Here is a 20,937-nt window from a genome sequence, read left to right as displayed (position 1 = left end):
CTTCGCACTCGAAGGATCACGCGATGGCCGTCCTCATTTCACGGCGCCACGCCCACTAGCTGGGGAAACTCGTACACCACCTCCGTGGACGCAACCTCCACCAGCCGCCGGCTGTACAACTCCAGCTCGCCCAGGTCCGGGTGCCGGTAGCGTTTGAGCTCGTGGTGATGGGTGACGTCCACCTCGTGCCGCCGCCAGACCTCGGCGAACTCGGGGCTGACCGCCAGCAGCGCATCGACGATCTCCCCGGCGGTGCCCGCCGGATCGGTCGTGTACGCCGCCCGCAGGTCCACGGTGAAGACCCGGCCGCGTACGTCATGGTCCTCGGGCGGATAGATGGCCCGCTGGGCCGGGTCGGTGAACCAGCGATAGACCAGGTAGCGCGACAGGCCGTCGAAACGGGTGTAATCACCGAACAGTGCCACCGCCGCCGGGGTCTGCAGCAACGCCTCACCGAACCGGGAGAACACGATCACGGGCGTGTCCGAGAGCTGCTCCGCGATGGTCCTGATGGCCGGACCGACCCGGTCGTCCGGAAGGGTACGCCGCGGAGCCGCGTGCCCGCCAAGGGCGAACAGGTGTTCCCGCTCGCTCGGGCTGAGCCGCAACGCCTGGGCCACGGCGGCCAGCATCTGCTCGGACGGCATCGGGCCGCGCTTCTGCTCAAGCCGGCTGTAGTAGTCGGCCGACATGCCGGCCAGCACCGCGACCTCCTCGCGCCGCAGCCCACCGGTACGACGCCGGGCGCCCCGCGGCAGCCCCACCTCCTCCGGCTGCAGCGTTTCCCGGCGAGCCCGGAGAAAGTCCGCCAGCAACGCGCGGTCCATCGCTCTCCCTGCCTCAGTCGGTCTGGTTGCGCCGAGCGCGAGGCTTGGCGGAGCGGGGCGGAGCGGCGCGCATGTGGTCGCGGACCCGGCCCAGGACGGCGTTGAGGGCGGTGACGTCGTCGCCGGTCAAGGGTTCGAACAACAGGTGCCGGACGCGGTCGACATGCCCCGGGAGCACCCGGGCGACCAGGTCGCGGCCGACGTCGGTGACCGCCACCATGACACTGCGCTCGTCGTCCGGCGACGGCGAACGGGTGATCAGGCCGCGTTTGTCCAGCAAGCCCGCCTGATAGGTCAGCCCGCTGCGGCTGTACACGACACCGTCGGCCAGGTCGGTCATCCGCAGCTTGCCCCCGGGCGCGTCGACGAGCCGGGCGAGGAGTTGAAACTGCACATAGCTGAGGTCACCGTCGATGCGCAGGTGCTCGTCCACCGCGTACTGAAGAAGGCTGCTGACCTCCACCAGCGCGAAGTACGCCCCGAGTTTCTCCGCGCTCAGGCCTGACGCCGCTTCACTCATTCTGCGATCGTACATGCTTTGAATTCGAAGTTATCCACGGGGAGGCGTTCGATTCGCACCTGGTTCAAGCCGAGGACCTGTGCGTTGCCGGCCCCGGCCGGACCGGACGTCTTCGATGATCTCGACGCCGAGAGCAACACAGCCCGATCCGGCCGCCTCTCGCCTGTTCGCGAGCGACTCGCCCTCGATCCGACACGGTGGCAAAGAATTGGCCATTGAGGATCATCGGCACGAAAACTGGCATTAAGGGTGATCTTGGACTGCCGCGCGCCAATGAAGGGGGGCCGACCGCACACCCCTGGCCGAGACACCCCTGGCCGAGCTGCCCACGCAACGGCCGCGTGCGGTCAAAGGCGCGCCGGTGCTGGTGCCGACCCGTGCGAAGTTCCCCGCCGGGCACCCGAAGTGGGACGGGCACAACCGACGGGCCCGAAAGGTGAGGCCGTGGCGGGCCGGCAGGGTGCGTAATGCCTCCCTGCCGAGGGTGAAGGCACGACCGGGCAGCCGCTGCGGGCAGGCAAGAAGCCCGCGGGTGGGGCCGCGGGTGAGCGGCCGGCCGAGCGTGGCCGGTCACGTGGTGGCCGTCCGCGCGACGAACTGTTCGTCCTCAGGACTCGGCAGGCGAGGACGGCCCTGCAGGATCTTCATTGCACGCCGCCACCTCGGTGGCCTTCGAGGCGATTGCGCGAACATCGAGCGGTGTTTACATTGAGGGCGCGTTTGCGTGTGGCATGCCGTCGGGGGCATCCGGGCGAGAGCGAAAGAGGACGGCGCCGTGCCTGTGCCAGGTTCGCCGGAGACGGAGGCGCCGAATCCGGAACGGATCGGGGCGCGGGAGGATTTCGCCCGCGAGCTGACGCTGCTGCGGCTGCGGGCCGGGCTGACGGTCCGCCAGGTGGCGGCCAGATCCGACACCTTCGGCAACCACAGCACGATCGGCGACTGGTTCGCCGGGCGGGGACTGCCCTCCACCTCGTCGCGCAAGTTGCTGGTACGGGTCCTGGCGGCCTGCGGGGCCGACGATCCGGCGCTGGTCGCGCGGTGGTTGTCGGCCTGGCAGCGGGTCAGGCGCACGCCGGGCCGCCGGCCGCGGGACCCGGAGCCGTACCGGGGCCTGGCCGGTTTCGAGCCCGAGCACGCGGAGTGGTTCTTCGGGCGTGAGGTGCTGACCCGCGAACTGGTCGATCGCCTGGCCGCCGCGGACCAGGACCCCGCGGGCGCCGCGGGTGTCCAGGTCGTCGTCGGGGCCTCCGGATCGGGCAAGTCGTCGCTGCTGCGCGCCGGACTGGTCCACGCGGTGCGTCACGACGGGCTTCTCGGTCCCGGCTGGTCGGTGGAGCTGTTCACCCCCGGCGTGCGCCCGTGCGACGAGCTCGCCGATCGGCTGGCCGCCGCGGCCGGCCTGCCCTCGGGCGACGTGGCCGTCCGGGTGCGCGCCGATCCGGCGCGCGCCGCCGCGTACGCCGCGGCCGGGGAGCGGTCTCGCCTGCTGCTGGTCGTGGACCAGTTCGAGGAGTTGTTCACCGCGTGCGCCGACGACGCGGAGCGGCGCGCGTTCGTGACCGCGCTGTGCGCGGCGGCCGGGCAGGGCGTGGCGCGCGTCGTCATCGGGCTGCGCGCGGACTTCTACGCTCCGGCGCTGCGCTACCCCGAACTGGTCGCGGCGGTGCGGGCCGATCAGCTCACCGTGGGCTCGATGAGCGCGGCCGAGTTGCGCCGCGCGATCGTCGAGCCCGCCCGCAAGGCGGGGGTCGAGGTCGAGGAGGGCCTGGTCGAGCTGCTGGTCGGCGAGGTCGCCCCGCGCGGCGGAGACGGCCGGGACTCCCCCGAGCACGCGGCCGGTGCGCTTCCGCTGCTGTCTCACGCGCTGTACGCCACCTGGCAGCACAGCCGCGACCGGCGGCTGACGATCGCCGACTATCGTGCCGTCGGAGGCATCGACCGCGCGGTGGCGACCAGCGCCGACGCGGTCTACGAGGCCCTCGACGAGTCTCAGCGTCACCTGGCGCGGCGGCTGTTCCTCAGCCTGGTGCACGTCTCCCCCGGCACGGTGGACACCCGGCGCCGGGTGCCCACCGCCGACCTGCTCGCCGAGTGCGGCGACCCGGCCGGGCAGGTGAGCGACGTCATCGGGCGCTTCGTCGAACAGCGGCTGGTCACCCGCGACGCCGAGACGGTCGGTATCAGCCACGAGGCGCTGCTCACCGCGTGGCCGCTGCTGCGCGGCTGGCTGGAGGTCGACCGGGCCGGCCTGCTCACCGGACGCCGGCTCAACGAGGCGGCCGTGGCCTGGGATCGCGAGCACCGCGACGCGGGCGCGCTGTACCGGGGCGCCCGGCTCGCGGTGGCGCGGGAGTGGGCGCGGACCGCCGGTCCGCACGCCGCCCCCGGCCCGGTGGCCCGCGAGTTCCTGGAGGCCTCCGCCGCGCGCGAGCTCGCCGAGCAGCGGGCCGCCCGGCGTCGCGCCCGCCGCCTGCGGCGGCTCGTCGCGGGCCTGACCGTGCTGCTGCTGCTCACGGCCGTCGCCGTCGTCGTCGCGGTCCGCGGCGAGCAGACCCTGCGGGCGCAGCGCGACACCGCGCTGGCCGGGAAGGTCGCCAACGAGGCCACCGCGCTGCGCCCGGCCGACCCGGCGCTCTCGGCGCAGCTGAGCCTGGCCGCGTACCGTCTGGCGCCCACCCCCGAGTCGCGCGGCGCGTTGCTGAGCACCTACGCCGCCCCGTACGCCACCCGGTTGACCGCGCACACCAGCGCGGTCTACGCCGCCCGGTTCAGCCCGGACGGGAGCCTGCTGGCCACCGCCGGCCTGGACCGGACGGTCCGGCTGTGGCGGACCGTCGGCGCGCGTCCCCCCGTGCCCCTGGCCACGCTGACCGGCCACGGCGCCGGCGTCACCTCGGCGGTGTTCGGCCCGGACGGGCGGATCCTGGCGACCGCCGGAGACGACCGCACCGCCCGGCTGTGGGACGTCTCCGACCCCCGGCGCCCGGTGGCGCTGGCGACGCTCACCGGCCACGCCGCGGGCATCATCGGCGCGGCGTTCGGCCGAGGCGGGCGGGTCCTCGCCACGGCGAGCTACGACCGCACCGTCCGGCTGTGGGACGTCTCCGCCCCCCGCCGGCCCGTACCGGCCGCCGTCCTGCGGGGTTTCCCGAAAGGCGCCTCCGACGTGGCGTTCGGCCCGGACGGCCGGATCCTGGCCGCCACCGGCTTCGACAACCCGGTCCGGCTGTGGGACGTCGCCGACCCCGTCCGCCCGCGGCGCCTGCCCGACCTGCGCGGCCACACCGACCGGGTGCTCTCGGCGGTGTTCGGTCCCGGCGGCCGGGTGCTGGCCACCGGCGGCTTCGACAACACCGTCCGCCTGTGGGACCTGCGCGACCCGGCGGCGGCACGCCCGCTGTCCACGCTGACCGGGCACGGCGGCGGCGTCGTCGCGCTGGCCTTCGACCGCGACGGGCACACCCTCGTCAGCGGCGGCTACGACCTGAGCGTACGGATCTGGGACGTCCGCGACCCGCGGCGGGTCAGCGCGCCGGTGACGCTGGCGGGTCACGCGGGTGTCGTCTACACGGTGGCCGTCGACCCGCGCGGCGGCACCCTCGTCAGCGGCGGGGCCGACACCAGTGTACGGCTGTGGGACCTGCGGCAGCCGATCCTGACCGGGCACTACGGCCAGGTCAGCGCGCTGGCGTTCACCCCCGACCGGCGTCTTCTGGCCACCGGCAGCCACCGCACCGCCTACCTGTGGGACGTCGCGGACCCGCACCGGCCCCGGCCGGCGGCGACCCTGACCGGCCACGCCGACGGGGTGACCGGGGTGGCGTTCGGGCCGGGGGCGTCCGTGCTGGCCACCGTCGGTCTCGACGACACCCTGCGCCTGTGGGACGTCACCCGGCCCGGCCGCCCGGCCCCGCTGTCGGCCCTGGACCTGAAGGCAGGCGACCTGTACGGTCTGGCGTTCAGCCCGGACGGCACGACCCTCGCCACCGTCGGCGAGGACTCCGGCGTCGGGGTGTGGGACGTCACCGACGTCCGCCGGCCACGGCGCGCCGCCACCCTGCGCGGGCACACCGACGTGGTCAACGCGGTCGCGTTCGGTCCCGGCGGGCGGACCCTCGCCACCGCGGGCGACGACCGCACCGTCCGCCTGTGGGACCTGCGCGACCCGCGCCGGCCGGTCCCGCTCGCGACGATCGGAGCCCATTCCAACAGCGTCAACGCGGTCGCGTTCGGTCCCGGCGGGCGGACCCTCGCCACCGCGGGCGACGATCACACCGTCCGCCTGTGGGACCTGCGCGACCCGCGCCGGCCCGCCGCCCTGACCACGCTGAACGGCCACACCAGCCGCGTCAACGCGCTCGCGTTCGGCCCGGACGGGCGCACCCTCGCCAGCGCGAGCACCGACCACACCGTGCGGCTGTGGGATACCACCCGGCCCCGGCAGGCCGCGTGGAGCGCGACGCTGACCGCCCACACCGACGGCGTGCTGGCCGTCGCGTTCGGCTCCGACGGGCACACCCTCGCCACCGGCGGCAACGACGCCACCGCCCGCCTGTGGGAGATCGACACCGGCAGGGTCTCCCGATGGGTCTGCTCGCTCGCCGGCGCGCCCATCGCCGAGGCGGAGTGGAGGCGCTACCTGCCGGATCTCGACCACCGGCCACCGTGCCGCTGACCCCCGACCGGCCCCGCGCGGGATCTCCGGGCCGGGCGCGGAGCCGCCGGGCCGGGAGCCGCCTCCGGCGGCCGTCCGGCCCGGCGGGAGGGGGAAGGTCAGGGGTTGACCAGGCCCACGGCGAAGGAGAGGTCATCCAGGGTGAACTGGCTGATGCCGGTCATCCGCAGCGCCTGCGCCCGCACGGTGTAGGTGCCGGGGCCCAGCGACGGGGAGAACCGCTCCAGGGAGTGCGCCTCCTCGGCCCCGCCGGGCGTGTCGAACCTGTAGTCGGTGCTTGCGACGGGGTTGAGCTCCACGGTCGTCCCCGCGGAGTTGACGGCCACGATCCGCACCGAGCACCAGCCGGACGGGTCGCCGACGCAGATGGACTCGGCGGTGAACCGGGCGTCGACGAACCGGGTGGTGCCCGCGGGCACCGTGACGCTCGTCACGGCGGTCGGGACGTTCGACCACGTGGCGACCGTCGAGACGGTCCACGGGGTACTCTCGCCGGTGAAGAACTGGGCGCTGGTCTGGGTGCCGTTCTGGGAGCTGGCGACGGCGCCGGCGGCTGTCCCCGTCAGGGCGAGCGCGACGGCGAGGCCCGTCAGGGCGGGCGTGATTCTCCTGGTCCCGAAGAGCTTGGACATCGGGTCCCTTTCTGTGGTGCCACCAGGCCCTGTGCCTGCGGCGGTGAGCTCACACTCACGAGCCGTACGGGGTGCCGGAAAGAGGGGGCGGAACTATCCGTACAGCTCCGTACACGCCTCACGCCCTCGGCCGCGGTCGGCCAAGATACGACGGAAACCGGCAATCAGTGATCTTGAGTTGAACTTGCCGCAGGTGAGGTGCTGGGCGGATCGGCGTCGGCCGCCCGACCGGGGACAGCGATGCGCCAACGCGGCCGGAGGCCCGATCTTGTGTCACCGTTCGCGGTGGACTTCTTCGCGTACCCGCTCAGATCGGTCAACGGCGCACCCGATAGCGCAGGTGAAGCACCCGGTTGCCCTGAATCACCACGTCAGGATCCTCCAACAGGTGCTGCGCGTGGACCGACCCGAAGTAGCGCTTGCCGGACCCGAACACCACGGGTACGACGTCCATGCGCACCTCGTCGACCAGGCCCGCGGCAAGCACCTGGCCACCGACGTCGCCGGCGGCGACCTCGACCATGCGGTCACCCGCAAGCTCCTGCGCCTTGGCCACGGCTGCCTCGACGCCGTCGACGAAGTGAAACGGCGCCTCGGGGTCCCAGCCCTCGGGCTCCGGCCGGTGCGACACGACGACCACGTGGTCGATCCCGCCCGGAGGCTTCCCGTCCCAGCCGTCCGTCAGGTCGAAGACGTGGCGGCCGACGATCGTGACTCCGATCTGGTCCCAGTACGCCCGGGTGTAGTCGTAGGAGGTCTGCGACACCTTCAGCCCACCGCTCTCGTCCAACGGGACGTCACCGCTGGACAACCAGTCGAACAGCGGTCCGGGCTGGTCGTTCTCGTCCGCGACGAAGCCGTCCACCGACACCGAGCTGTACATGACCACCTTGCCCACGGGGCTCTCCTCTGCTTCGGGGTGCCCCAAATTAGCGTGTCGTGAGCTGTCGCTCTTGTAAGAAATCAATCGGCCGGCAGCGGCCAGCCGTCCATCACGTGGCCGGGATGTTCACGCAGGAACCGCCGCCGGACTTCGACGTACCGGGTCGGCGTGAGCCCGGTGAACGCCCGGAACTCGTGGCCGAAGTGGGCCTGGTCGAAGTAGCCCGCGCCACCGGCGAGGTCGCCCCAGTCGATCGGTCCGGCGGGGTCGATCGCGAACACGGTGGCGGTGAAGCGGTAGGTGCGCGCCAGTCGCTTCGGCGTGACGCCGATGAGCTCCTTGAACCGCTGTGCCAGATGAGTGCCGCTGACACCGGCTGCCACGCTCAGGTCGCCGATCGCCACCGCCCCGCTGGTCGCCGCGATGACGCCGCTCGTATGGCGGACCAGCCCCAGACCGGCGGTCTCGCACAGCCGTCGCCTTAGCTCCTCCTCCAGCAGCGTCAGCATCTCGTGCGGTCCGTCCGCCGTGGCCAGCCGGTCTCGCAGCTCGGCAACGGCGGGCCGGCCCCAAACCTGCTCCACCGTCACCGGCCGGTCACACAGCTCGGCCGCGGGCATCGGCAGGAACGGCGCCAGCCCCCACGGCTTGAAGTGCACGCCGACGGACCGGGTCCGGAGTGGGTAGCCGAACTCGAAGGCACGGGTGGGCATGGTGACCACGCAGCCGTCGGCGTACTCGGCCGTCTCGATGTCGGTGCCGGCGCGGATGCGGAACGGCGCCCCGAGGTTGACGATGAGCAGGGCCGACGGCATCGGCGGCAGCGTCAGCCGGGCGTACGGCGGCGCACCCTCCAGGTAGTAAAGGTCGTCGATCAGCCCGTCCAGCGGCGGTCGCGGCACTCTGGACACGTACTCCACGCCCACAGTATCGCCGACGCCCCGGCCGGCGGCTCGATCCGCTCTCCCGCAGATGCGCCAGCAGCTGGGCGCGAACCCGGTCGACCTGCCGCTCCTTCTCACACACCTCCGCGGCAAGCCACGCCGCGGCCTTGCCGGAATCGGTGAGCGAGCCGGGCGATCCCGGAAAGATCCCGTAACGGTCCGTCAGTGGCATCGCCGACCTGGGCGAACCTGATCGCGTGTCCCTGGCCGCACGAGTCTTGCCGACACCCCGGGTCATGGCCCGCTGTGCACCAGCGGAGCCCACAGATCCGGGCAGTCCGGGCTCGCGTCCCGCAGGCCGAGCGTGACCCCGTTCAGGACGGCCGCCGCCGAATCGGCCACCGGGCTGCCGGGCAGTTCGCGATAGAAGGACCGCGCGGCCTCGGCGGCGACCTCGTCGTGCAGCGGCCACAGGCTCGCCACCACATGGCGGAAGCCGGCGAGCTGAAAGGCCGACGCCAGATGCAGTACCTCGTCGGCGTAGCGGACGCCATGATCCGCGGTGGAGCAGGCGGACAGGTACGCCAGTTCCGCGTCGGCGAGCCGCAGCCCGCCGATCTCAGGTAGCCGCAGCGTCCGGTCGTGCAGCAGCAGGCCGCTTTCGGCCTGCGAGGCGGGGTCGGCGACGGCGTGGCAGGCGAAGTGCGCCCAGGTAGCCTGCTTCAGGGCGGCGAGGACCCGGTCGGCGGTGGCCTGGTCGTCGATGAGCGCCGGGCCGCCCAGCATCGCCGCCTCGGCCACGATCCCGGGCAGTTCGTCGAACCCCGGCGTGTGCCGCAACGCGATGGTGAGATCGTGGCGGCGCTCGCCCGGCCGGCGGTCACGGGCCTCTTTCAGCGTCCGCAGCGTCGGTACGAACGACGACACCATGGCATCGAGAGCGCCCGGCTTGCCCGGAAGCCCCGCGGCGTGCAGCGGCAGCAGTCCGAGCGACCCGATGGGCAGCCACCACACCCGATGCGGCGTGGCCCCTCGCGGACCCAGCGCGTCCAGGACCGGCTCGACGACCGCGACCCACAACCAGCTCAGCAGCCCGGATATCGCCTGACGTCCGAGGAGCATGCCCGTGATCGAACCCCGGCCTCGCACGGCCCTCAGCAGTGTCGCGACCTTGGCCTCCACGTCGGCCAGGCGCAGCTCGGGCAGTCTGATCGCGACCGGGTCCAGATCGCTCCGTACGATGACGGCGTCGCCGTGGCCGACACCGGCACTGACGAGGATCACACAACCGCCCGATGTGGCCGATCGCAGGCCGGCCAGCCGCGGCGCTGCCAGGAACCGCCCCATATCGGGCAAGGCGCGGATGTCGGCGAGCAGGCCGTCGTAGTCGGCCCACCAGCGCCTGCGTTCGTCGGCCGGGAAGTCCGGTGTGTTGAGCCGTTCGCAGACCCAGCGGAACCTGTCGGCCAGGCGGGGATCTCGGCTCCTGAGCTCGACCAGGTCGACACGGGTGTTCGCCTGGCTCGCCAGCAGCACGCCCCGGCCCAGTTCGGCGATTTCCACCGCGCCCGCGGGGTCGCCGATCGCGCAGTGCGCGGCGACCCCGGTCCCGACGAGTCCGAAACTGGCGCCGAGCCGATGCTGCTGGTCGGCCCAGCCCGCCTCGCGCGGAGCCACGGAGGGCAGCAGCGCGACGGCGGTGTCCAGCATCGTCACCGCGAGCCGATCCTGCCCGGCGGCATGGGCGAGCGCGCCGACCGCGTGGTGGGCCGCCACCCGCTCCCCCGGCGCCGCCGCCGGAGCGTCGGTGACGATCCGCGCCAGCTCACGCAGCCGGCCTCGATCCGGCGCCTCGCCCCCGGTGGTCACGCGCTCGAGGTAGGCGGCGCACAGGCCGGCGGTCAACGAGGAGGCGCTCGGGTGACCGGCGGGCAGGAGGGCCAACGCCCGCTCGCCCAGATCGACGGCGGCCTCCATGTCGGCGGCGGCCTGTCCGAGCCGGTAGCGGGCCAGGTGCGCCGCGGCCAGGCTCGACATCCATCCCGGCAGGTCGACGTGGTCGTCGGGGGTGCCGGCCACCGCCCGTTCCCCAAGGTCGATGGCCCGGTCCAGATCCCGCCCGCCGCCATCGCGGCCGTGGCGGAGCCAGTAGGCGGCCGCGAGCTGGACACGTCGCCCGGCGAGCGCGAAGTCGTCGGAGTCGGTGGCGGCCAGCGACCTCTCACCAAGGTCGATCGCCTGGGCGAGGTCGGTGACGTCGCCCGTGACGGGGTACCGCTGCCGGTAGGCGCTGCCCAGCATCGCCAGCCACGCCGGCGGGCAGGCGGGGGTGCTCGCCAGGACCTGCTCGCCCAGTTCGATCGCCCTGGCCATCTCGGCGAGCACGCCGGTGCGCAGGTGGCGGGTCAGGTGGATGGCGGCCAGGTCCATCGAGGCGCGGGCCCGGTCGGGATGTCCGACGCGGGTCGCGGCCAGCGCCCAGCCTCCCAGGGTCGCCGCGCGGGTCAGGTCGGTTTCGGCGCCGCTGCCGCGGTACCGCTGGTGGAGCGCCACGGCCAGGCCGCCGAGGATCGCCGGCCGGCGGGCGTCCTCGTCGGGCAGCGCCTCCAGTGCCTGCTCGTTGAGGTCGACGGCGCGGTCGACGTCGGCCGGGGATCGGCTGCGTTCGTACCGCTTCAGCAGGACCGACGCGGCCTTGGCGAGATGGTCGGCCCGCTGGGGGTCGTGCGGCGGCACAGCCGCCAGAACCGCTTCGACGAGTTCGGCTGCGCGCCAGAGGTCTGACCGCGCTCCGAAACGTTCGTACCTGTACAGCAGCGCGGTGCCGAGATCGGCCTGGACGGCCCGGCTCGCCCGTCCTTCGGGCAGCCGAGCCGCCTGCTCGATCAGGGTCACCGCCTGTTCGAGATCCGCGCGCTCGCGGGTGTGCTCGTAGCGCTGCCGGTAGGCCGTTCCCAGGTCCGACAGCACGGTCGCGCGAGGACCGGTCCGCTCTCGTACGCGGGTGAACAGGGTGATGACCTCGTCCAGGTCGGCGGGATCGGCGCGGAGCCGATACCGCCGCCAGTAGGCGAACGCCAGCCGGGACGGCGCCTCCTCGGCGTCATGGGCGACCGCTTCCCGGCCCGCGGAGATGGCCTGGTCCAGGTCGGCGGCGGAGCCGTCGCGCTCATGACGGCGGCGAAGGGCCAGGCACAGGAGCGAGAACCGGTGGCCCCGGGCGGGGCTTCCCTTCGGAGCCGCCCGGGACGCGGGCGTCATCAGCAGGATGCCCGCGTCCAGCAGTGCCGGATCCCGTCCGGCCGATGACGCACGCAACAGCACCTGAGCCGTGTCCGCCTGCTCATCGGGCTCGGTGAACCGCCCGATCATCGGGTTCAGCTCGGCGGGGACGACGGAGAAGTCGTCGGAGACGGGTTCGAAGCAGAGCAGGGCCCTGGCCAGGTCTGTGTGGCCCTGGTCCGGGGCCGATTCACGGTACCGCCAGTAGTGCAACCATCCCAACGCGGTCTGCGCCGCGACGAGCCGGGCCCTGAGCCAAGGGGAGGCCGTGCCGGGATCGACCGCCCAGACCGTTCGCCACAGCGCCGCGGCGTCCCTGTCCGCCTCCGCGTCGAGGATCGGTGCGCGGTCGCGCGTGCGCCTGTAGTCATCGACCAGGCTTCGCGCGCGTGCGGTCAGGTCGTCGATCGGCATCCGGGGCGCCCTCCCTGGTGGGTGCGGACCGCTACCGGCCCACGTCCATTCGCAGGACGCGGGCCGGGTGGTCGCCCTGCTTCCCGGTCGCCAGCAGAACCCTGCCGTCGGGGCGGACGGCGAGGTCGACGGCTTGCGCCCTTCCGCCGGTGTGGTCCAGCCGGGTGAGCTCGGTTCCCGACTCGACGTCCCAGACCAGCGTCGCCCGGGCGTTGGTCGCGGCGACGATCACCCTCAGGTCGGGCAGCACGGCCAGGGCGACGTCCCCGAAGCGATCCCAGCCGACGTCCTCGGGCATGGACAGCGTCCGCACCACCTGGCCGCTGTGGCCGTCCCAGACGTGCACGGCGGACCCGAGGAGGGCGGCGACGCGGAACGAGCGGTCCATCAGGGTCGCCACCGCCACCTTGGGCTGACCTGACTTGGCCTCGTCGCACCCGAACCTGAATTCGTGTCGCCGGGTTTTGGCCGTGGCGTCCCAGACGTGCACGGTGGTCGCGTCCATGCCCTCGGTCGCCGCCGCCACGCACACGTGGCCGTCGGCGAGGACGGCCGCGGCCACCGACCACACCAGGTCGATGCCGCGCGTACCGACCTCGAACACGGCCAGGGACCGCGCGGTCTCCACATCCCAGACCCGCACCGTCGCGTCGTCGCCGCCGGTGACCAGCCAGGGCACATCGCCCGGCGGGCAGGCCCAGGCGACGGAGTTGACCGGGCCCCGATGCCCCTCGATCTCCTGCAGCGCGTCGCCTTCCCTGGCCGACCAGATCCGGGCGAGCCCGTCCTTCCCGCCGGTGGCCAGGACGACCCTGCCGTCGCCGAGCACCATCAGCGCGACCGCCAGGACCCATTCACTGTGCCCGGACATCACCCGGACGTTTCGGCCGTCGCCGATGCTCCACAGGTGAGCCGCGCCGTCGTGGCCCGAGGCGAGCAGTTGCCGCCCGTCGGGGAGCGCGGCCAGGGACAGCGCGTTGGGCCGCAGTTCCTCGTCGACCTCGTGCCACGGCGCCGGGGTCACGTCCCGGACGTCCACGCCGGCCGGGCCCCAGTCCCTGGGCTCGGCCGTCATCGCGCACACCGCTCCCGGCGGGACGAGAGGCCGGCCCGTCCGGGGCCACTCCGAGCGCAACGGCAGACCCCACAAATTATCGTATTCCTCCCGATCTCCGGAATCGAAGACGGTTCCGGAGGGGAGCACGGTGAGACAGGGAGGGGGCGTGGATTTACGGTCGATCGCTATTTCGCGGATGTCGCAGGACTTGAAGGGGAACTCGTCATCCTGGTTGGCGTACACCGAGTCCTCATACGCCGCTTCGGCCGGCGGGCGCTGGGGATAATCGACCACGCGGTAGTCACCGCCCCCGTCGATCGCCGTGAGGACGGCGTGACGCCGGGTTCCGTCCAGCGGGTCGTCGTACCCGACCATCTCGATGAAGCCGCCGAAGAGCGTGTGGGTCTCAGTGCCTCGCAGAATCACGCCTTTGTCGATCGCGCTGGAGAACGCGCCCCAGAGCCCTTCCTTCTCCTTGCCCCAGCACGCGTACAGGCAATCGTCGCTCTCCGTGTCGTAGATGACCCGCGACCCGTCGGGACGGCACACCGCCTCGAACGGCCCGGAGTCCACAGCGTCCCGCTCCCATTTCCCTTCGTGGCGGCTCATGAGCGCGCGCACCGCGTTCCAGGTGAGCTGTCTGTCGGGAAAACGCCAGGTGCCGAAGGCCATGTGGCGCGCGTACCAGTCTCCGCCGCCCATAGTGCCGACCTGGATCCGCACCGGGCCGTCCATCGGGCCGGAGTTCGTCAACCTCCACTGCATGACCGGCTGGTACGTTTCCCCGTTCAGCACGATATTCGGGCCCCAGTCGTTTTCCACCCGCACGATCATAGGTGGAGAAATCAGGAAATGATTGACGTTCGGGTGAAGCTTGCCGATAGCGTTCACGGTTGTGAAGAAAGAACAGCTGAAGCGCGACGAACGACGCGCGCTGAGCATGTTGTGCGAGGAGCTTCCGGCTCTGCGGGCACTGTGCGCCGCCGAGCCCGAGGGCAAGCTGCTCCTGCTGTCCGAGATCGAGACCAAGGCTCGCGCCCGCGCCCCGATCCACCCGTTGCTCAGCCGGCTGGTGGGCGTGAACGTGACCGGCCCGGTACGCGGACTGGGCAGAGGGCTGCCCGGGGCCGGGGCGGGACGAGCGGACGAGGAGACGTTCGGCTGCCCCGACCAGGCATGCGATCGGATCGCGGAGACCGTCCCGGCGGGTCCGGCACCGCATTGCGCGATCACCGGCCTGCCCATGCGCAGGAACTGACCGCGTGGGCAATTTCTTCGGCTTCTTCGGCGAGCTCGCCAAGAAGCTGGCCGAGCGATGGGTCGGCCTGCTGGCCCTGCCCGGCCTGTTGTTCGTGGCCTGCGCGTGGGCGGGCCTGCAACTCGGCTGGGCCCACGCCCTGGACCTGGACCTGCTGACCACGAGATTCACGACCCTCGCGTCCGCCCTCGGCAGGGGGCCGGGACCCGCACAGGCACTGGCCGCGGCCGGGCTGCTGCTGTCCTCCGCCGGTGTCGGACTGGTGGTGCAGGCACTGGCGGGGCCCGTACGCGCCTGGTGGCTGGGCCAGTGGCCACCAGGATTGCGGTGGGCGGGGAGACGGCGGACCGTCGCCCGGTCCAGGCGGTGGCACGACCTGGTCAAAGCCCGCAAGGAGCTGCAGGCCCAACACCCGAGGACAGAGCGGACGCCCCTCCAGCAGGCGGACATCGACGCCGCCGCCGATCGGGTCAACCTCCTGTCACCGGCCGCGCCCACCCGGCCCACCTGGATGGGCGACCGCGTGGCGGCGGTGGAGCAGGTCGCCCTGAACCGGTACGGGCTGGATCTCCGCTTCGGCTGGTCACGCCTGTGGCTGGTGCTGCCTGACACCGTACGAGCCGAACTCGCGGTGGCCAACGGCCAGTTCGCCGTCACCGTGATCACGGCCGCCTGGGCGCTGCCCTATCTCGTCCTGGGCGTGCTGTGGTGGCCCGCGCTGCTGATCGCGCTGGCCGTGGGCTTGACCGGATGGACCCGAGCCCGAGCCGCGATGACCGACCTCACCGACCTCAGCGAAGCGACACTGGACATCCACGGCCGCACGCTCGCCATCGCCCTGGGCGCCGCCCCACCCGACAGCATCGGCCCCCTGGAACCGGCCGAGGGCGAGACGATCAGCCGCCACGTCCGAAAAGGCCGCTGACCACTCATCTCATCTGACCACTCATCGCCAGGCGGCCCGCTCCAGGAGTTCCCGGGAGCGAGCAACGGCCAAAGGACGGCCGGCAGCGGCCCGCGCGGCTGTCCCAGCCTGTGTCCCAGCCTGGCGCCGCGCCGTTCTGTCGTGACCGGGGGCCGGTGACCGGGGGCCGCCCGGCGGACCGGGCGGCCGTACGGGTCAGACGGGGTTGAGGTACCAGATCTGGTTGCCCGCGACGATGCCGAGGCCGGAGTCGGTGTTACCGGTGATCGTTTGCTGGTCGAGGGTGGTACCGCTGCCGGGCGGCAGGTCGAGCACCTTGCTGCTGTGCCGGTTGACCAGGTAGAACGTCCCGTCGGCGACCCGTTTCAGGGTCCACTGCTGGCTGTTGGCGCTACCGCAGGTCGCCTGCCTGATCTGGATGCCGTTGGACGTGCCGGCCGAGACGAGGTCCAGGCACTTGGAGCTGTTGACGTTCACCAGCTTCCAGTACGACCCGGTGGCCTGGAGCTGCCAGCGCTGGCTGGTGGCGGCGGACGGCGCGTTGTGCGTGACCAGCGCGCCGTCCGCGGTCGAGCCGCCCACGGGCTCGGCGTTGTCACGGCTGCCGAGACCCTGCAGGTAGTAGACGCTGTTGTTGACCGGCGAGGAGTCGGAGACCTGGTTGAACACCCACTGCTGGTTGGTGGCGCCGGTGTAGGTCTGCTGCGTGATGGGCGCCGGATACGCGCCGCTCGCCGTCAGGGCCAGCCCGGACAGCCAGTCGAAGATCGCGTAGGTGTTGCCGCCGGTTGACAGGTAGGCGAAGCGCATGCCGTCCTGACCGGCGCAGACGTACTGCAGGAGCGTGGTGCCCGGCGTGGTTCCGCTGTAGGCGCTGTCGGCGCACAGGCGGCTGCCGACGTTGATGAACTGCAGGCCGGTCGTGTAGCCCATCAGCCACTTCTGGCTGGAGGTGTCGACGCGGGTGCGCTGGCTCAGCTCGGTCAGCGTTCCGGTGGAGGCGCCGATGGGTTCCAGCGCGCCCCCGGTGGACACGTTCGTGATGACGTAGGTGTTGCCGACCTTGGGATGTGGATCGCTGTCGGCGGTGCCGCCCGCGATGAGGTAGGCGCTGTTGGCGGTGTTCCAGTGCGTGGCCAGGTAGCTCCCGGCGGCGGGAGCGGCGTTGTAGTAGTCGTCCCGGTTGCAGTCGGGCAGCCGGTAGTCGTTCCACTGCAGGCAGCTCCACGAGGGCGTGCCGCCGTAGCACATGAGGTCCCACTGGTCGAGGCAGTGCCAGCTGCCGTCCGAGTGGGGCGCGCTGAGCTGCACGGCCCCGAACGTGTGCCCCAGCTCGTGGGCGATGGCGTTGGCGCCGAAACAGCCGGGGATGGCGTCCACGCGGGCGTAGGCGCGGCCGTTGTTGAGGTTGCCCGACCCGGTCGTCAGGTCGTCGCCCTGGATCTCACCCATGCCGCAGATCGCCGTGGCCTCGGTGAGCAGGAGGTAGTGCCGGTCGGTGCTGGTGTAGCCGAGGGCCTGCACGGCGCTCACGCTGGAGTAGAAGTCGACCAGCGAACCGGCGGGCACGACCAGGTTGCGCACCACGGCGGCGCAACCACCGGACACCGCCGTGGTGACGTACCGGATGTGCCTGCTGCGGTTGGAGGTGGCCGCGCCGTCGTTGAACGCGTCGTCGGCGTTGGCCAGCCAGGCGCGGAAGATGGGCAGGAACTGCGTGTAGCGGTCCGGCATGGTTGCCTCGCGCACGTACAGGACCTCGACCCGCTTGCCGCTGGTGCCGTCGCCGTCGCAGGCGACCAGCTGCGGGCTGACCTTCGCCGGGGACTGGCTCTGCGCGATGGCCTCGGGGCCGACGCGCTGGCCGATCTTGGCGCCTGGGAAGACGTCGGACACCACGTGGGGGCCCTTGTCGGGTGGTTCGGCGGCCGACGCCGCCGAGGGTGAGGCGACCAGGCCGGCCGCGATGAGGAACCACGCGGCGGCGAGGGACAGGTTTCGCCTGAGCTGCATTCCGATGAACTCCGATCGGTACGGATACGTCCTATGTGGACGATTCATCGGCAATGATCACATCGCAGGCATGCAAATGCAGCAGACTGTAATACTTGTCACAATGCATTGACGAGAAGTGACATAAATGGCCAAGAAAGCGATTATTACTTTGCGTAATAACCTCGGTGGATTATAAATAATCCCGACACGGCCGGGCCTTTCGTCAATCAGAAATTCGGACCGCCGAAATACATGACGGCCGTGGACAATGGAACCGGCCCCCGAAGCAACGGCCCCCTTCGGCGCCCATCTTGTCCGCCCCCCGATCGAGGCGGGTGCGCGTCGGCACAATCCGGCACGCACCCGCCCGCCAACCCAGCCCAACGGCCTGTCCGAGGAAGACGAGACCGCCGATCACGCCGACCCCGCGGCCGACGGGCTACACCCGCAAGACGGCCACCCGGAACCATCGCGGCCCCGCAAGGTCAGGATCAGGCCGCCTCGCCCTTCTCGTCCTTGGGCTCGGCGGCCGGAACCAACCGCACACGGCCGGGCTGGTCCTCCTCGTCAGGGAAGACCCACTTCCGAAACGCCCAGAAACGGAAGACCATGGCGATCAGCGTGCCGATGACCTGCGCGCTCACGAAGTCGGCGATCTCCTGGGCGACCAGGCTCACCCCCGGGGTCTCCAGCAGGAACACGTACCGGGAGATCCACAGCGGCACGGAGCTGAGCACCAGGCCGACGCCACTGACCAGGAAGAACAGCGCCGCCTCGTGATGACGCTCGCGACCACCCCTGGTCCGGAACGACCACTCACGGTTCAGCACATAGGACACGATCGTCGCCACGAGCACCGCGACGACCTTCGCGGTCACCGGCTTCGGCTCCAGAACCGTCAGCTTCAACCCGTAGAACACCGCGTTGTCCACCAGGAACGCCGCCCCACCCACCACCGCGAACTTCAGCACCTCACGGTGCTTCAGCACAAGGGCGTGCAGCGACCCCGGCAACCTCGCGAACACCGCGTTCGCCGCCTCGAAGCATCCCGATCCTCTCACCAGCCGGACATCCCGGTCTCAAGACTCACTGACACGACCTTTCCGGCTCGGGCGGCCGGAGCCGCACCTGACGACATCTGGCATCGATCCTCGATCACACCACAGCCGACCACTGCACGGCGAAGTGCCCCTCAGGGGCGGACCGTCCCGGACGACCGGATGATGAGCCACCCGGCGAACTCCAGCCCGGACATCGGGATGCCCCCCGCCGAAAGCGGACGCCCGACACCGATCAGGCGGCCACCATATATTCACTCCATCGCGCCCCACCGCTGATGCCGCAGCAGACGCACGAAGAAGGTTCGGCAGGGAAACCCGTGGTTCCTCGCCCAGGCGGAGCCCAGGCGGAATCAGCCGGCGGGCTCCCCGAACCAGCGGGAGAGATGATCGCCCAGGTCCCGCTGATCCTCGCCGATCCAGGCGACGTGGCCGTCGGGACGCAGTAGGACACCCGGAACATCCAAGTCCGCAGTGGGATCCGCGAGATAATCGACCCGGTCCGACCAGCCGCCGACGGTCAGCCGTTCGGTACGGTCCAGCAGCAGACCCCGACCACGACGCAGCAGACCGTAGAGATGGCCCTGTTTCACCTCGATGTCACGCAGGCGGCGACCCAGCAGGTCCGGGCCCTCACCGAAGTCGTAGCGGATACCGATCGCGGTGATCTTCTCGATCAGACGGCGGTTCACCTCCTCGAAGTCCATCAGCTCGGTGAGCAGCCTGCGCACGGCCCGCGCACCCGGTTCGGCGGACAGCAGCTCCGCCTGGGCACGAGTGTTGTCCAGCACGTCCTCGGCCACCGGATGACGTTCGGCCTGATAGGTGTCCAGCAACGTTTCCGGCGCCCAGCCACGGATCCGCCCGGCCAGCTTCCAGCCGAGGTTGAACGCGTCCTGAACACCCAGGTTGAGACCCTGACCGCCGATGGGAGGATGGATGTGCGCCGCGTCACCGGCCAGCAACACCCGCCCCACCCGATAACGCTCGGCCAGCCGGGTGGCATCCCCGAAGCGGGACAACCAGCGTGGGGAGTGCACGCCGAAATCGGTTCCGGCGACAGCCCGCAACTGCCGCCTGAAATCCTCGAGCGTAGGCGGCTCCGCACGGTCGCCGACTCCCTCGGCGGGGACCACGACGCTGTAGACCCCCTCACCGAAGGGCCTGAGCCAGAACGGCTGACGGGTCTCGCCGACCTCGCGCACCTTGGCGGCGATCTCCTCCTGCGGCACCCCCACTCCCATCTCGCCCATCAGCGTCTCGTTCCGGGAGGGCTCGCCGGGAAAACCGACACCGAGCAGCTTGCGCACCGTACTGCGCGCGCCGTCACAGCCGACGAGATAACGCGACCGCAACCGCTCCCCGCCGGCCAGCTCGACGGTCACGCCCTCGTCGTCCTGCTCGAAACCGATGACCGCGCGACCGCGCCGCACCTGCGCACCCAGCTCGATCGCATGCTCCGCAAGCAGACGTTCGATGACCGGCTGCGGGATACCCAGCAGATAGGCGTACGCGGAATCCAGGCCCTTGGGCACGGGCTTGGGGATGGCGGCGAAGAAACCAGCGGCCGGACGCCGTCTCCCATGCGGGAGAACGCGATCCAGCAGCCCGCGCATCGCCATCAGCTCAAGACTGCGAATATGCAGACCGACTATGCGGACGAACGACGAGGGCTCGGTCTCCTTCTCCAGAACGAGGACCCGCACGTCGTGCAGCCGAAGCTCGGCGGCGAGCATCGCACCGGTCGGCCCGCACCCGGCAATGATCACATCGAAGACGAGGGGCGCGTGATCGGCGCCGGAGGCCGGCGACCGGCGAACTCCGGGAACGTCGCCCGCCGTGGAGTCATGCCCGACCCCGTCGCTCGACGGCGGCTCGGCGGTGAACTGCTGAGAGTGCATAGGTGTTGCCTTTCGGGAGTGCCTTGTTGGCGAGGCGCTCCCGGCGACACCTACGTCGATCGCCCGACCGTGACCGGAAGAGGGAGCACCCACATCGATACAGCGTTCATGGGTCTCACCTCCTCGGGCGGTGTCACGATCAACCGAAAGCTACAAGCCCGGGCATCATCCCGTCCAATCCTTTTCCAACCACGTGATCACGACTCCGCGCGGGCCCGCCCGGTCGCCGGGCGAATGCGTCGCGGCGCCCCGGGCCGGTCCCGGGCCACGGCCGGCGGCCTGGGCCCGGTCTCCCCCGGGGCGGGCCGGATCTCGTCGGGCGCGGCCCTGACGAGGTTCGCCTGACCTGGACATGATCAGCTCGTGGGCCGCCCTTGCTTGTGGGTGATGAGTCTTCAGTCCGTTGTAAATGATCTTGAACTTCGAGAGGCGCCTTTACGATGTAGATTCATAATCGGACTTTCCGGATATTCCATAGTTGCTCCATGGTTGCGAAAGGGCGTCCGTCCCACCCCGTGCCCGAACGGCTAGGTCCTGTTTCTTGGATCAGGTTCGGAGCCAGATCGTCTGGGTGGCGACCGTGATGGTCCCGAGGTAGATGTAGGCGCGTTTGTCGTAGCGGG

The 20,937-nt window shown here is 71.3% G+C and carries 13 protein-coding genes; 3 read left to right on the top strand and 10 right to left on the bottom strand.

Features of this window, described 5'->3' with window-relative positions; translation table 11 throughout:
• Positions 1 to 38: 38 nt before the first annotated feature.
• Both ACFFRH_RS43330 and ACFFRH_RS43325 read right to left on the bottom strand, forming a co-directional pair.
• Positions 39 to 827 (bottom strand): helix-turn-helix transcriptional regulator, encoded by a 789-nt coding sequence (locus ACFFRH_RS43330; protein WP_386163976.1) that lies wholly within the window; start codon positions 825 to 827, stop codon positions 39 to 41.
• A 13-nt stretch (positions 828 to 840) separates the two neighbouring features.
• Positions 841 to 1,347 carry a MarR family winged helix-turn-helix transcriptional regulator gene (locus tag ACFFRH_RS43325; protein WP_386163974.1) on the bottom strand — a complete coding sequence of 169 codons (507 nt, stop codon included), beginning with the start codon at positions 1,345 to 1,347 and terminating at the stop codon, positions 841 to 843.
• Between the two features lie 775 nt (positions 1,348 to 2,122).
• On the opposite strand from ACFFRH_RS43325, the gene ACFFRH_RS43320 reads away from it, so the two are divergent.
• Positions 2,123 to 6,025, top strand: coding sequence for an nSTAND1 domain-containing NTPase (locus ACFFRH_RS43320; protein ID WP_386163972.1), 3,903 nt, complete (start codon positions 2,123 to 2,125; stop codon positions 6,023 to 6,025).
• A 98-nt stretch (positions 6,026 to 6,123) separates the two neighbouring features.
• On the opposite strand, the gene ACFFRH_RS43315 is transcribed toward ACFFRH_RS43320, so the two are convergent.
• The 5 genes from ACFFRH_RS43315 to ACFFRH_RS43295 form a co-directional block, all read right to left on the bottom strand.
• Positions 6,124 to 6,657 carry a hypothetical protein gene (locus ACFFRH_RS43315; RefSeq protein ID WP_386163970.1) on the bottom strand — a complete coding sequence of 178 codons (534 nt, stop codon included), beginning with the start codon at positions 6,655 to 6,657 and terminating at the stop codon, positions 6,124 to 6,126.
• 316 nt (positions 6,658 to 6,973) lie between these two features.
• On the bottom strand, positions 6,974 to 7,555 hold the full coding sequence (locus tag ACFFRH_RS43310) for a dihydrofolate reductase family protein (protein WP_386163968.1): 582 nt from the start codon (positions 7,553 to 7,555) through the stop codon (positions 6,974 to 6,976).
• Between the two features lie 65 nt (positions 7,556 to 7,620).
• Complete coding sequence (locus ACFFRH_RS43305) at positions 7,621 to 8,460, bottom strand: helix-turn-helix domain-containing protein (RefSeq protein WP_386163966.1); 840 nt, start codon at positions 8,458 to 8,460, stop codon at positions 7,621 to 7,623.
• A 258-nt stretch (positions 8,461 to 8,718) separates the two neighbouring features.
• A complete protein-coding gene (locus ACFFRH_RS43300; RefSeq protein ID WP_386163964.1) occupies positions 8,719 to 12,120 on the bottom strand; it encodes a CHAT domain-containing protein in 3,402 nt (1,133 codons plus the stop codon).
• Between the two features lie 31 nt (positions 12,121 to 12,151).
• Positions 12,152 to 13,999: a WD40 repeat domain-containing protein gene (locus ACFFRH_RS43295; RefSeq protein ID WP_386163962.1), complete on the bottom strand. Its 1,848-nt coding sequence runs from the start codon at positions 13,997 to 13,999 to the stop codon at positions 12,152 to 12,154.
• 73 nt (positions 14,000 to 14,072) lie between these two features.
• Between ACFFRH_RS43295 and ACFFRH_RS43290 the strand changes: the two genes are divergently transcribed.
• Both ACFFRH_RS43290 and ACFFRH_RS43285 read left to right on the top strand, forming a co-directional pair.
• Entirely contained in the window at positions 14,073 to 14,435 is a 363-nt protein-coding gene (locus ACFFRH_RS43290; RefSeq protein WP_386163960.1) for a hypothetical protein, read from the top strand.
• Positions 14,436 to 14,439: 4 nt separating this feature from the next.
• Positions 14,440 to 15,360, top strand: a complete 921-nt coding sequence (locus ACFFRH_RS43285) for a hypothetical protein (RefSeq protein WP_386163958.1) — start codon at positions 14,440 to 14,442, stop codon at positions 15,358 to 15,360.
• 195 nt (positions 15,361 to 15,555) lie between these two features.
• Here ACFFRH_RS43285 and ACFFRH_RS43280 read toward each other — a convergent pair whose 3' ends face one another.
• From ACFFRH_RS43280 to rox, 3 genes are all read right to left on the bottom strand, one after another.
• Positions 15,556 to 17,373, bottom strand: a complete 1,818-nt coding sequence (locus tag ACFFRH_RS43280) for an RICIN domain-containing protein (protein WP_386163956.1) — start codon at positions 17,371 to 17,373, stop codon at positions 15,556 to 15,558.
• A 473-nt stretch (positions 17,374 to 17,846) separates the two neighbouring features.
• Entirely contained in the window at positions 17,847 to 18,416 is a 570-nt protein-coding gene (locus tag ACFFRH_RS43275; RefSeq protein ID WP_344748714.1) for a GtrA family protein, read from the bottom strand.
• A 350-nt stretch (positions 18,417 to 18,766) separates the two neighbouring features.
• Complete coding sequence (rox, locus tag ACFFRH_RS43270; protein ID WP_344748715.1) at positions 18,767 to 20,314, bottom strand: rifampin monooxygenase; 1,548 nt, start codon at positions 20,312 to 20,314, stop codon at positions 18,767 to 18,769.
• Positions 20,315 to 20,937: the final 623 nt, after the last annotated feature.

Source organism: Streptosporangium vulgare, from assembly GCF_042428775.1.
Classification (GTDB): Bacteria; Actinomycetota; Actinomycetes; order Streptosporangiales; family Streptosporangiaceae; genus Streptosporangium; species Streptosporangium vulgare.
Note: the sequence above shows the minus strand (reverse complement) of the source record. Positions and strands in the feature narration are given on the sequence as shown.

Bases quoted from the DNA above. Each gene is read 5' to 3' on its own strand.
- ACFFRH_RS43330 (WP_386163976.1), bottom strand. From the start codon at position 827: ATGGACCGCGCGTTGCTGGCGGACTTTCTCCGGGCTCGCCGGGAAACG.
- ACFFRH_RS43325 (WP_386163974.1), bottom strand. From the start codon at position 1,347: ATGAGTGAAGCGGCGTCAGGCCTGAGCGCGGAGAAACTCGGGGCGTAC.
- ACFFRH_RS43315 (WP_386163970.1), bottom strand. From the start codon at position 6,657: ATGTCCAAGCTCTTCGGGACCAGGAGAATCACGCCCGCCCTGACGGGC.
- ACFFRH_RS43300 (WP_386163964.1), bottom strand. From the start codon at position 12,120: ATGCCGATCGACGACCTGACCGCACGCGCGCGAAGCCTGGTCGATGAC.
- ACFFRH_RS43280 (WP_386163956.1), bottom strand. From the start codon at position 17,373: ATGCAGCTCAGGCGAAACCTGTCCCTCGCCGCCGCGTGGTTCCTCATC.
- rox (WP_344748715.1), bottom strand. From the start codon at position 20,314: ATGCACTCTCAGCAGTTCACCGCCGAGCCGCCGTCGAGCGACGGGGTC.